We start from the raw sequence: 11,453 nt of genomic DNA, 5'->3' as shown, positions 1-11,453 counted from the left end.
TCAAGGGTTTTACGGTATTCGCTGTACAAAAATCCTTCAATTGTGTTGCCGAGCCCGCTAGCCGGCCTTAGACTGCCGCCCCTCGTAAATTGAGTGCCAGGTGGCGCTTGGAGATTATTGGTTTGAACGGCAACGTCAGGCCGCTCCTCAATGCACGTTTTTTTATAGAGAAATAAATGACAAAGGAAAAGTTGCTGGCCATGCCGGCCGATGACTACATGAACGCCGAGCAGCACGCTTTCTTCGTCGAGCTGTTGCAGGGCATGAAGGTCGAGATCCATGAGCGTATCGAGCAGAGCCGCATTGCGATCGAGAGCCTGGACACGCCTGCCGACCCGGCTGACGCCGCTTCGGTCGAAGAAGAGCGTCACTGGCTGGTCAACGTGATCGATCGCGACCAGCGCATGCTGCCACAGTTGGAAATGGCCCTTTCGCGTATTGCCGACGACACCTTCGGCTGGTGCGACGACAGCGGCGAGCCAATCGGCCTCAAGCGCCTGCTGATCAGCCCGACCACCAAGTATTGCATCGAAGCGCAAGAGCGCCACGAGCAGATCGACAAGCACCAGCGCCAGGCCTGATACGCAGGCAACAGCGACTGAGTGACCAGACCGGGAGGCAAGCAATTGCCTCCCGGTTTTGTTGTGCCCGGGATTTGTCGAAAACGCGTTGATCGCCATCGCTCGGTCGCTACGACCAACAGCGCATGGCACAAGGCCGTTATCTGGCGTTTAATAGTGTCATAACGACAATGACAGACGGGGTGACGCAGTATGGCCGAGAACCTATCCATGGCAGCCGGATTACCGCTGGCCGATACGCCCGACGCTGCATCGAGGTGGTGGGTGCCAGCGGTGCAGAGCGTAGTCCTGTGCCTGCTGTTCGCCGCCATGAGCGTTGCAGGTCTGTCGCTGTATGTCGTCGTTCCCCTGGCGCTGCTGGTGGTCTGGTTGCCGCGCCTGGTGCGCAGCAGGCAAGTGCTGCCAGGCAGCGCGGTGGGCGACAGCGATATCGCTTTGCTGACTCGCGACCTGTCGCGCACCACCAGTCATAACGCGCTGTCCGCGGCCCAAGTGGCCTTTTCCGTTGGTCGGCTGGCTGGCAAGGTGCAATCGCAACTGGGGGCTGCCGAACAGATCGTCAGCAGTGCCGAGCAGATGATCGCCACCGAGCAACAGACGGCCCAGTTGAGCCAGCAGGCATTGGTTGCTGCCAGCGAGGCGCGGCAGCGCAGCGAATCGGGTAGCAGCGTGCTGAATGAGTCCATCGAGCGCATGCACCACCTGAGCAAGCGTGCCGTCGGCAGCCGTGAGCTGATCGAGGCACTCAGCCAGCGCAGCGAAGAGATCCAGCGTGTGACGCTGGTCATTCAGTCGATTGCCAGCCAGACCAACCTGCTGGCGCTCAACGCCGCCATCGAAGCGGCGCGGGCTGGCGAGCACGGACGCGGTTTCGCGGTGGTTGCCGACGAAGTCCGTGGTCTGGCCGGCCGCACTGCCAGTGCCACGGGCGAGGTCGGGCAGATGGTGGCGGATATCCAGCAGCGCACCGCACAAGTCGTGGAGCAAATTCGCGAGCTGTCGGCCGATCTGGACGTGGGTGTCGAGCAGGTCGAGCTGACCGGCGAGCACCTGGGCAATATCGCCCGGCTTGCGGTCGAACTGGAAAGCCAGGTCGGCGAGATCGCGCAGGGCGCGAGGAGCAATCAGGATCAATTGGCGAGCCTATTCGACGCTGTCGAGCATATGCGCAGTGATCTTGCCGTCAGCGATGAGCAGACCCGGCAACTGGCCAAGGCCGCAGTGCAGATGGAGGGGCAGGCCGAGACCATCAGCCAGCGCCTGGCGCAGGTCGGTCTGGATGAATACCACCAGCGCATTTACGACCTGGCTCGTGAAGGCGCGCGCATGATCAGCGAAAAGTTCGAGGCCGATATCGAACAGGGGCGGGTCAGCCTTGATGACCTGTTCGATCGCAATTACAAACCCGTTGCCAATACTTCGCCCACCCGCTTTACAACGCGTTTCGACCGTTACACCGATCAGGTATTGCCCGCACTGCAGGAACCGCTGCTGTCGCGCCATGAAGGTCTGGTATTTGCCATCGCCTGTACGCAACAGGGCTATGTACCGACGCACAACAACGCCTTCAGCCAGCCTTTGACGGGTGATGCGACGGTGGATAACGCGCGTAATCGAAGCAAGCGCAAGTTCGATGACCGTACCGGCATTCGCTGTGGCAGCCACCAACAGCCGGTCCTGCTGCAAACCTACACGCGAGACACCGGCGAACTGATGCACGACCTGTCCGTGCCGATCATGGTCAACGGACGACACTGGGGTGGTCTGCGCCTGGGGTACAGGCCGCAAGGCCGTTGATACGCGTAACCGATGATTCGGGTTGGCAACGGGGCTGGCCTGTTAGTTGGTTTTCATTGAAAGAGTGCATCAGAAAGTTATCAGTGCGTGTGTGTAGGGTTTTATTTATAAGTAATAAAGTCATGACTATAGAAGTCGTAGGACCGGTCTGAAAAGGCGCAACATGGCTTGACTGCTCACTGTCTTTAAGCAAGCTGTTTAAATCAACGTTATTTACGTTTTGATTTAAGTGCGGCCTTTTCCTGGCTTGCCTCTAGGGACGGAAAAGTTATGAGCGATAAATGGAGTTTCCAACAGTCAGCAGCCCTTTCAGATGTGGTGACACGCCGCGTCACGGCGCGGGTAGGCATTTTCTTCGATGGGACGGGAAATAACCGGGTCAACAGTCAGGTCGGTGCCGACTGCCAGGCATTGATGGAGATCAATGCGGGGCAGCACATTAAAGCGTGTGCGGGTCGTCATGTTCAACCTGGCAGTAGTTACAGTAATGATCCGAGCAATATAGCCAGACTGGTCGATATCTACCGCCTGCAACCTGTTGCCGAAAATGACGGTGAAGGCCTGAAGGTGTATTACCCGATCTATATAAGTGGCGCCGGCACTACTTCCGGTGGCCGTGATTCGGTATGGCCGGGGCAGAGTTTTGGCCGCGGGGCCACCGGCGTGATATCCAAGGTGGAAAACGCATTCAAAAAGCTGAAGTCTGTATTGAAGGCGTTCCCCCGCGACAACCCCGATTGTGTGCTGGATGCGCTGGAACTGGACGTGTTCGGCTTCAGCCGAGGTGCAGCGTCGGCCAGGCATCTGGTCAATGAAATCCTCAAGCAGCGTTCGGGCATGCTCGAGCCGATACTCGAAAGCCGCAAAGTCAGGTTGAGCGACAGTTTCAGCTGGAGCAACGGCAGCGTACGGCTCAAGGTTATCGGTCTGTTCGACACCGTCGCAGCCATAGGCAGCTTCAAGGACATGGGCAATACCCGCGATGCGAGTAACAGGAGGGTCAATCTGTACCTGCCTCCGGGGTGTGCGCAGCAGGTGTTGCATCTGGTGGCTCGCGATGAATCACGGCGTAACTTTGCGTTGAACAGCGTCCTGCCCGTGTGGCCCAGAGAAATCGTTCTGCCCGGTGCACATTCCGATATCGGTGGGGGTTATCCTCCACAGATGGAAGAAAGCGTACTGCTCACGCGCCCCCGTAGCAGTGTGGTAAGCCGTGACAGTTCCTGCGAGGCGGCACCGAGCTGGAAGGAGGCACAGGCTGAGTTAAAGCGGATGAACCGCGATCACTGGATCGACCCGCTCGACAGCCAGGCCTGGCTGAGGGTTCAGACATGCGAGAGCAAGTGTTATTCGTGCAGGAAAAGCTTGAATGGCATGAGTACGGTCGCTGCCGCAGTGGGCATGAGCCGCCAGGTATTTGGCCACCTGTCGAGGGTATCGTTGCTGGTCATGCACACACTGGCGTGTGATGAGGGCGTGCCTTTCAATCCGGTGCCACTGACACCTGAATTCCAGCTGCCTCCCGAACTCGAGAACATCTCTACCCGGTTGATCGACTATGCGCGAGGCGGGCCTTACCTGCTGGACAGTCATGAAGAGGCATTACTGCGCTGGCGCTACATCCATCAGTCCGCGCATTGGAATGCAGTGGTCGGCAGAGTAGGTACGTTAGGCGACGCTGTTTTCGTCCACGCACCCCAGCCAGGCGGCCGGATATTGCATCCCAATATCGGCCAGCCCGGTTATCCGCAATAGGCCTCAACGCCCGAGTGGCTCACTCGGGCTTTTTGTGAAGACGCACGTTCAGCTCGTCGACCACCATCGCCCATTCGGCATCTTCGTGCAGTTGTTCCTTGAGAAAGTCAGACTGACGCGGCGTCCAGAATTCTGCGTCGATCAGTTTGACGTCGTCGGGCAGAGGATGGCTGGCGATAAACTTTTCGATGCTTTCATCATCGGAATCCAGCGCCAATTGGGCGAACAGGTCGTTGATGGTAGTTGTAGTCTGTTCCATGTCATCTCCTCGCCGGGGGATATCCCCGTATTCATCAGTTCTTATGGGAGTGGTGGGCACAGGCAAGAGTTCGATGCATTTGGCTGTGGAGAAAAGATGGCTTTTTTTGCAACGGCTATAAATGATATGTTTCTGCTATCGCAGGATGCACCCAACGCAGGCTGGAACCCGTCCAGCCTTTGCGCCGTGACCGGGCTGATTGCAATTTTCAGGGCATCAGCGCTGCTGCGACACTGCTGTGTACAAAAGGTATATATCCCGTAGCTGCCATGAGCCGGTAGAATCCGCCACCCGCCTGCACAAGGTTTGCGGCGGCGCTGTCTGCGCTTCTGCGTGCAGCATGCCGGAAAATCTCCGGCCACATGAAGCGGTCTATGGACGAATCACTTTCTCGACTGCCCTGACATCAGGCAGCCTCATTTCATGTTTGAGGGTTTGTACTTTGGCTGTAAGTAATCTGGATACCCATGCCTTGTTCGTGCTCGGCGACCTCCGTGCACAGTTGGTCAAGCAGTTCCAATCCCGTTTTGTCTACATCACCGAACAATCAGCCGAAGGCATCTATATCGCTGAAATCGACACCGAAACCGCACTGGTAGTCGACGATAAACCTCGCCTTGAGCTCAAGGTGGGCGACCATTTCCGCGCTTCTGTTCTGCCCAGTCGCGAGGGCGGCAAGCTCGAATTGAAATTCCGTGAAATCAAGACCACCGTGTACGGGCTGGGCGAATATGCCTTCGTCGACGTCCCCGAAGGTCACGGTATCGTGTTCAAGGAAGGTCAGACCGTATTCATGGTCTTCGCTGCGCAAGAGCAACTGCAGATCGGCATGAGCAAGCTTCTCAAAGGCGCGGTCGGCAAGGCCGCCAAATGGCGCAAGGGCGAGCTGACCTTCAAGGCCAGCGAGTAACACTGGCCAGGCGTCGGTTCAGCCGCCTGTCGATTCTCCGTTGCCGGCACCGCTGCTGACTTCCTCAGGCACGTCGTCACCGGCCATGCGCTTGCGGAACAGCGCCGTGCGCGCCAGCAGCAGGGTGGTCACCGGTACCGTGATCGCCAGCAATACCGGGATCAGCCAGGCGTGGATCACCGGTTCCGACTTCAGCGCCGAGAAGTAGATGATCGACGCCAGCGCAACGCACCAGGCGCCCAGCGTCGATGCCAGGGCGGGCGGGTGCATGCGCTGGAAAAAGTCCTTGAGGCGCAGCAACCCCAGAGCACCGGTCAAGGCGAACAGGCTGCTGGCGATCAGCAGCCCGGCGGTCAGTATTTCCACCCAGAAGGGCACTGTATTCGGCAGTCCGGTCATTCGATCACTTCTCCGCGCAGCAGGAACTTGGCCAGAGCGAACGAGCCCACGAAGCCGAACAGGGCAATCAGCATGGCCGCTTCGAAATACGTGTCACTGGCGTAGCGAATGCCAAGCACCAGCATCATCAGCATGGCAATGATGTACAGATAATCCAGCGCCAGCACCCGGTCCTGCGCCGAAGGCCCCTTGAGCAGGCGCAGCAGGGTGATCACCATCGCCAGAGCGAAGATCAGCAGGCTGATCAGGATGGCGTTGTCGAGCAGTGCACTCATTGAAAGATCTCCATCAACGGTCGCTCATAGGTGGTTTTGAAGTGCTCGATGAATTGCGCTTCGTCCTCCAGATCGAAGACATGCATCAGCAGCACGCTGCGATCCAGTGCCAGCTCCGACCATACCGTTCCGGGTACTACCGTGGTGACCATCGCCAGCGCGGCCAGGCCGTGGGCGTCGTGCAGGTCCAGTGGAATGCGTACGAAGGCCGAGCGTGGCGGACGGCTTTCGAGCCGCCAGACGCTCAGGCCGACCTGCACATTGGAGATCACCACGTCGCGTCCCACCCGCCATAAGAACTTCAGGATCGTACCTGGTTTGCGGATACGTACCGGCAGCGGGCGCAGCGGGGCCATCAATACGGGGGCGAGAAACCCCAGCACCGCGCCCAGCAGCAAGTGACCGGGGCTGATCGACAGGTTCAATACCAGCCACAGCAGCCAGAGTGCCAACGAGAGGAGCGGGGCGGGAAACAGGCGCTTCATGGTTGCCCCTCCGGATCGACTTCCCGACTGGTGGGGCCGGGTATCGGGCGTGTGGCGAGCACTGACTGCACATACTGTTTGGGCTCATGCAGCGCTGCGGCGGTGTCCTGGGTATAGCGCAGCAAGGGCTCGGCCTTGAAGGTCAGCGCGATGCACAGACCCAGAAGGATGATGATCGGCAGGCATTCGTTGCGGCGCAGCATCGGCGAAGGGCGCTCGTGCGGCGTCCAGAAACGTTGCGTGCCGAGCCTCGAGAAAGCGATCAGCGACGCCAGCCCGGAAAAGATCAGCAGGCCGATCAGCATCCAGGCCTGGGTCGAAAGCGCTTCGTCCTGCGCGACGTCGAGCCCTAGCGGGTTCATCAGGGCGCTGAGCAATGTCAGCTTGCCGATGAACCCGGAGAGCGGCGGCATGCCGATGATCAGCAAGGCGCAGATAATAAAACTCAGGCCCAGAAAGGCCATGGTCATGGGAATGACCTGACCGACCACGACCTTCTGTTCGTCGTCCAGGTTGGTGCCGGGCGGCGGATGCAGAGACTCCAGGGTACGAGGCAATTGATCCACATCGTATTCCAGAGGGATCTCGTTGGCTGAACGGGAGCGTTCGATCAGCTCGCCCAGGAGGAACATGGCACTTAACGCCAGCGTCGAACTGACCATATAGAACAGCGCACCCGAGGTCAGGCTTGGCTGGGCGAAACCCACGGCAGACAGCAGAATGCCCGCTGACACCAGTATGCTCAGGCTGGCGAGGCGTTCCAGACGCTGGGCGGCGATGATGGCGATGGCTGCAGTGAAAATCGTCGCCATGCCGCCATAGATCAGCCAGTCGCCGCCGAAGAATGCCGATGCACCGGCCTGGCCGGAAAACAGCAGCGTCCACAGGCGCAGCAGGGTGTAGATCCCCACTTTGGTCATGATCGCAAACATCGCCGCCACCGGCGCGCTGGCTGCCGAGTAGGCAGGGACCAGCCAGAAGTTAAGCGGCCACATGCCGGCCTTGGCCAGGAACGCCGTGGCCAGAATCGCAGCACCCGCATGCAGCAGGCCCAGATCGGACTCCGCCACCTGCGGGATCTTGATGGCCAGATCGGCGAAGTTCAGCGTGCCGGTCACCCCGTAAATCAACGCAGCACCGATCAGAAACAGCGAAGAAGCCAGCAGGTTGATCGAAATGTAATGCAGGCCCGTCGATACTCGTGCCCGGCCGGAGCCGTGCAGCATCAGGCCGTATGACGCTGCGAGCAGTACTTCGAAAAACACGAACAGGTTGAACAGATCAGCAGTCAGGAACGCACCGTACAGCCCCATGAGCTGGATCTGGAACAGCGCATGGAAACTGGCACCGGCCCTGTCCCAGCGAGCCAGCGCGAACAGCAGGGCGCAGACACCGACAATCCCGGTCAGCACCAGCATCATTGCTGACAGGTGGTCCACCACCAGTACGATGCCGAACGGCACGCCCCAGTTGCCCGGCAGATAGACACCGATCGAGCCGCTGCTGCCGCTGTGTTGTACCCAGAGGAACAGCACCACGGAGATACCCAGCCCGAAGATGCTGGAAAACAGATTGATACGACCCTTGAGCGGCCGGTGCTTTTCGCCCAGCCAGAGCATCAGCCCGGCGGTCAGCAGCGGCAGCAGGATGGGCGCGATGATCAGTTGGTTCATCCCGCTCATGCCTTGGGCTCCCGGCCATCTACATGGTCGGTGCCGGTCAGGCCTCTGGAGGCGAGCAAGACCACCAGAAACAGCGCGGTCATGGCGAAGCTGATGACAATCGCGGTGAGCACCAGCGCCTGTGGCAACGGGTCGGTGTAATTGAGCAGGTCCTGAGGAATACCGTCCTTGATGATCGGCTCTCTGCCGATGAACAGGCTGCCCATACTGAAGATGAACAGGTTGACCCCGTACGACAGCAGGCACAGCCCCATGACCACCTGAAAGGTACGTGGCCTGAGGATCAGCCAGACGCCGGAGGCGGCCAGCACGCCTATGGCGATTGCAATGACTTCTTCCATCAGAGGATTCCTTGCGGGTTGGCGACAGGCTTGGGCAACTGCGTCGGCCGATGGCTACGCACCGACTGGTGCGCCAGTGCGGTGAGAATCAACAGCGTCGAGCCGACCACCACGGCGTACACGCCGACATCGAAGAACAGCGCGCTGGCGATGTGAATATCACCCAGGATCGGCAAGTCGACATGAGCGGTGTGGGTGGTCATGAACGGATAACCCAGCAGCATCGAGCCCGCGCCGGTCAGCACTGCGCACAGCAGGCCCGTGCCCATCCAGCGTAGCGGGCGCAGGCTCATTTGCGCCTCGACCCACTGGGTGCCTGCCACCATGTATTGCAGGATGAACGCCACCGACATCACCAGCCCGGCAACAAACCCGCCGCCAGGCTGATTGTGACCGCGGACGAACAGGTACATCGAAATAATGAAGGCAATCGGCAGCAGCAATCGAACCAGTGCTGCCGGCACCATCATGAAACCCAGCGCGGTATCGCTGGCGCTGCGCGGGTTGACCAGATCCGTCACCACGTCACGGGCCAGCAGGCGCTGCTGGGCGGGCAGCAGAATGCTTTCCTTCGGTGGGCGGAAGCGTCGCAACAGGGCGAACACTGTCATGGCGACCGCCGCCAGCACGGTGATCTCGCCAAACGTATCGAAGCCGCGGAAATCCACCAGCATCACGTTGACCACATTGGTGCCGCCGCCCTGGGGCAACGCGCGACTCAGGTAGAAGGACGAGATGGCGTTGGGCGTCTGGCGGGTCAGCATGGCGTAGGAGAGTATCGCCATGCCCAACCCCACGAGCACCGCCAGGCCGAAGTCGCGTATGCGCCGGGTGCGGGCACGCAGGCGTGCGCTGAGCGGAGCGACATCTTCGTTGCGTCGCGGCAGCCAGCGCAGACCGAGCAGGATCAGCACCGTGGTCACCACCTCCACGACCAGTTGCGTCAGTGCTAGATCAGGCGCCGAGAACCAGACGAAGGTGATGCAGGTCATCAGACCGCACACGCTGACCATCACCAGTGCTGCCAGACGGTGATATTTACCCTGCCATGCCGCGCCTATGGCGCAGGCAATCGCGATGAGCCATAGCGTGACAAACACCCCGGAGCCCGGAATCTTCGGTCGGTCGCCCCAGGTCAGGCCGCTGAAATACATCGGAATGAAACCGCCCAGTACCGCCGCGAGCACCAGCAGAAACAGTTGTGGCTGCAGGCGGCGAGTGCTGACCTTGCGTTCGAAACGGCGCGCCCAGTGCATCATCACAACCTGACTGCGCTCGAAAAAGCGCTTGCCGTTGAGGCGTCCCACCAGTGGCGGGGCGGTGATGCGCTCGTGCTTGAGCGGCTTGCGCAGCAACAGATACAAAATGATACCGCCGGCCATCGCCACCAGGCTCATGACCATTGGCAGGTTCCAGCCGTGCCAGATCGCCAGGCTGTATTCGGGCAATGTTCCACCGACTACCGGACGCGCAGCGGCGGCGAGCAGGGGGGCGACCGATTGCGCCGGGAAAATCCCCACCACCAGACACGTCAGGACCAGCAGTTCGACCGGTGCACGCATCCAGCGCGGCGGTTCGTGCGGCAGGTACGGCAGATCCTTGGCCGCCGGACCGAAAAACACATCGACCGTGAAGCGCAGCGAATAGGCAACGCTGAAGATCCCGGCAATGGTCGCGATCACCGGCAAGGCAATCTCGACCCAGGCAGTGGCGGAAATGAACACGGTTTCGGCAAAGAACATTTCCTTGGACAGGAAGCCGTTGAGCAGCGGTACGCCGGCCATCGACGCGCTGGCGACCATCGCCAGTGTCGCGGTGTAGGGCAGCAGCCTTACCAGGCCACTGAGACGCCGGATATCGCGGGTTCCGCTCTCGTGGTCGATGATACCGGCGGCCATGAACAGCGACGCCTTGAAGGTCGCGTGGTTGAGAATATGGAACACCGCAGCCAACGCAGCCAGCGGGCTGTTGAGGCCGAGCAGCAGGGTGATCAGGCCCAGATGGCTGATGGTCGAGTAGGCCAGCAGACCCTTGAGATCATTCTGGAAGATGGCGGCGTAGGCGCCGAGAATCAGTGTGCAGGCCCCCGCGCCACTGACGATCCAGAACCATTGCTCGGTGCCGGACAGCGCCGGCCACATACGCGCCAGGAGGAAGACCCCGGCCTTGACCATGGTCGCCGAGTGCAGATACGCCGACACCGGCGTGGGCGCGGCCATCGCGTGCGGCAGCCAGAAATGGAACGGGAACTGGGCGCTTTTGGTTAGCGCGCCGATCAGAATCAGGGTCAGTAACACCGGGTACAGGGCATGCGCACGAATCGCGTCGCCGGAGGCCAGGACACGGTCCAGGTCGTAACTGCCGGCCACATGGCCGAGGATCATCATGCCGGCCAGCAGCGCCAGACCGCCTGCGCCGGTGACCATCAGCGCCATGTACGCGCCGCGTCGGGCATCGGCCCGATGGTGCCAGTAGCCGATCAGCAGGAACGAGAACAGGCTGGTCAGCTCCCAGAAAAACACGATCTGAATCAGATTGCCGGACATCACCAGTCCGAGCATGGCGCCCATGAAAGCCAGGAAAAACGCGAAGAAACGCGGCACCGGATCGTCCGGCGACATGTAATAGCGGGCGTACAGCGAGACCAGCGCACCGATGCCCAGCACCAGCATCGAGAACAGCCAGGCGAAGCCGTCGATGCGCAGCACGAAGTTCATGCCCAGGCTTGGCAGCCAGAAATACTCTTCACGAATCACGCCGCCGTCGGCGATCTGCGGGAACCACAAGGCCATCTGCACCGCGCCGATGAGGGCGATCAGACCGGCCAGAAACGATTCCGCGTTACGCGCGTTGTGCGGCAAAAAGGCCGCCAGACAGCTGCCGATGAAAGGCAGAAGCAGTAGAACTATCAGGGACATAGGCTTCTAATCTGCAGGGGAATGTCAAGCATCATACGTGCCAGACACTCC

At 60.2% G+C, this 11,453-nt stretch carries 11 protein-coding genes; 4 read left to right on the top strand and 7 right to left on the bottom strand.

Going from position 1 to position 11,453, the window contains the following annotated elements; translation table 11 throughout:
• Positions 1-176: 176 nt before the first annotated feature.
• From ACW55A_RS10205 to ACW55A_RS10195, 3 genes are all read left to right on the top strand, one after another.
• A complete protein-coding gene (locus ACW55A_RS10205; RefSeq protein ID WP_002554078.1) occupies positions 177-581 on the top strand; it encodes a TraR/DksA family transcriptional regulator in 405 nt (134 codons plus the stop codon).
• 192 nt (positions 582-773) lie between these two features.
• Positions 774-2,378, top strand: coding sequence for a methyl-accepting chemotaxis protein (locus ACW55A_RS10200; RefSeq protein WP_032609937.1), 1,605 nt, complete (start codon positions 774-776; stop codon positions 2,376-2,378).
• Between the two features lie 270 nt (positions 2,379-2,648).
• Positions 2,649-4,133 carry a phospholipase effector Tle1 domain-containing protein gene (locus tag ACW55A_RS10195; RefSeq protein ID WP_455808120.1) on the top strand — a complete coding sequence of 495 codons (1,485 nt, stop codon included), beginning with the start codon at positions 2,649-2,651 and terminating at the stop codon, positions 4,131-4,133.
• Between the two features lie 19 nt (positions 4,134-4,152).
• On the opposite strand, the gene ACW55A_RS10190 is transcribed toward ACW55A_RS10195, so the two are convergent.
• Complete coding sequence (locus tag ACW55A_RS10190; protein ID WP_003315766.1) at positions 4,153-4,392, bottom strand: DUF2789 domain-containing protein; 240 nt, start codon at positions 4,390-4,392, stop codon at positions 4,153-4,155.
• A 442-nt stretch (positions 4,393-4,834) separates the two neighbouring features.
• Here ACW55A_RS10190 and ACW55A_RS10185 point away from each other — a divergent pair, with 442 nt between their 5' ends.
• Positions 4,835-5,302: a hypothetical protein gene (locus ACW55A_RS10185; protein WP_003370542.1), complete on the top strand. Its 468-nt coding sequence runs from the start codon at positions 4,835-4,837 to the stop codon at positions 5,300-5,302.
• Between the two features lie 18 nt (positions 5,303-5,320).
• Here the strand turns inward: ACW55A_RS10185 and ACW55A_RS10180 are convergent, their stop codons facing one another.
• Genes ACW55A_RS10180 through ACW55A_RS10155 form a run of 6 tightly spaced genes read right to left on the bottom strand, consistent with a single transcriptional unit; the run spans position 5,321 to position 11,402 of the window.
• Positions 5,321-5,701: a Na+/H+ antiporter subunit G gene (locus ACW55A_RS10180; RefSeq protein WP_455808119.1), complete on the bottom strand. Its 381-nt coding sequence runs from the start codon at positions 5,699-5,701 to the stop codon at positions 5,321-5,323.
• Complete coding sequence (locus ACW55A_RS10175) at positions 5,698-5,976, bottom strand: K+/H+ antiporter subunit F (RefSeq protein WP_002554071.1); 279 nt, start codon at positions 5,974-5,976, stop codon at positions 5,698-5,700. The genes ACW55A_RS10180 and ACW55A_RS10175 overlap by 4 nt, the downstream gene beginning before the upstream one ends.
• Positions 5,973-6,461 carry a Na+/H+ antiporter subunit E gene (locus ACW55A_RS10170; protein WP_003370544.1) on the bottom strand — a complete coding sequence of 163 codons (489 nt, stop codon included), beginning with the start codon at positions 6,459-6,461 and terminating at the stop codon, positions 5,973-5,975. Before ACW55A_RS10170 ends, ACW55A_RS10175 begins: the two co-directional genes overlap by 4 nt.
• Complete coding sequence (locus ACW55A_RS10165; RefSeq protein ID WP_058397933.1) at positions 6,458-8,143, bottom strand: monovalent cation/H+ antiporter subunit D; 1,686 nt, start codon at positions 8,141-8,143, stop codon at positions 6,458-6,460. Before ACW55A_RS10165 ends, ACW55A_RS10170 begins: the two co-directional genes overlap by 4 nt.
• Positions 8,140-8,484, bottom strand: a complete 345-nt coding sequence (locus ACW55A_RS10160) for a Na+/H+ antiporter subunit C (RefSeq protein ID WP_002554068.1) — start codon at positions 8,482-8,484, stop codon at positions 8,140-8,142. Before ACW55A_RS10160 ends, ACW55A_RS10165 begins: the two co-directional genes overlap by 4 nt.
• Positions 8,484-11,402 (bottom strand): monovalent cation/H+ antiporter subunit A, encoded by a 2,919-nt coding sequence (locus tag ACW55A_RS10155; RefSeq protein WP_498811305.1) that lies wholly within the window; start codon positions 11,400-11,402, stop codon positions 8,484-8,486. Before ACW55A_RS10155 ends, ACW55A_RS10160 begins: the two co-directional genes overlap by 1 nt.
• Between the last annotated feature and the right edge of the window lie 51 nt (positions 11,403-11,453).

The organism is Plantibacter cousiniae (nom. nud.), assembly GCF_977070315.1.
The sequence above is the reverse complement of the archived record's forward strand: the minus strand, read 5'-3'. Positions and strand labels throughout refer to the sequence as shown.

What these genes read in the sequence shown, in the direction of transcription:
- ACW55A_RS10205 (WP_002554078.1), top strand. Translation starts at nt 177, where the DNA reads ATGACAAAGGAAAAGTTGCTGGCCATGCCGGCCGATGACTACATGAAC.
- ACW55A_RS10200 (WP_032609937.1), top strand. Translation starts at nt 774, where the DNA reads ATGGCCGAGAACCTATCCATGGCAGCCGGATTACCGCTGGCCGATACG.
- ACW55A_RS10195 (WP_455808120.1), top strand. Translation starts at nt 2,649, where the DNA reads ATGAGCGATAAATGGAGTTTCCAACAGTCAGCAGCCCTTTCAGATGTG.
- ACW55A_RS10190 (WP_003315766.1), bottom strand. Translation starts at nt 4,392, where the DNA reads ATGGAACAGACTACAACTACCATCAACGACCTGTTCGCCCAATTGGCG.
- ACW55A_RS10180 (WP_455808119.1), bottom strand. Translation starts at nt 5,701, where the DNA reads ATGACCGGACTGCCGAATACAGTGCCCTTCTGGGTGGAAATACTGACC.
- ACW55A_RS10175 (WP_002554071.1), bottom strand. Translation starts at nt 5,976, where the DNA reads ATGAGTGCACTGCTCGACAACGCCATCCTGATCAGCCTGCTGATCTTC.
- ACW55A_RS10170 (WP_003370544.1), bottom strand. Translation starts at nt 6,461, where the DNA reads ATGAAGCGCCTGTTTCCCGCCCCGCTCCTCTCGTTGGCACTCTGGCTG.
- ACW55A_RS10165 (WP_058397933.1), bottom strand. Translation starts at nt 8,143, where the DNA reads ATGAGCGGGATGAACCAACTGATCATCGCGCCCATCCTGCTGCCGCTG.
- ACW55A_RS10160 (WP_002554068.1), bottom strand. Translation starts at nt 8,484, where the DNA reads ATGGAAGAAGTCATTGCAATCGCCATAGGCGTGCTGGCCGCCTCCGGC.
- ACW55A_RS10155 (WP_498811305.1), bottom strand. Translation starts at nt 11,402, where the DNA reads ATGTCCCTGATAGTTCTACTGCTTCTGCCTTTCATCGGCAGCTGTCTG.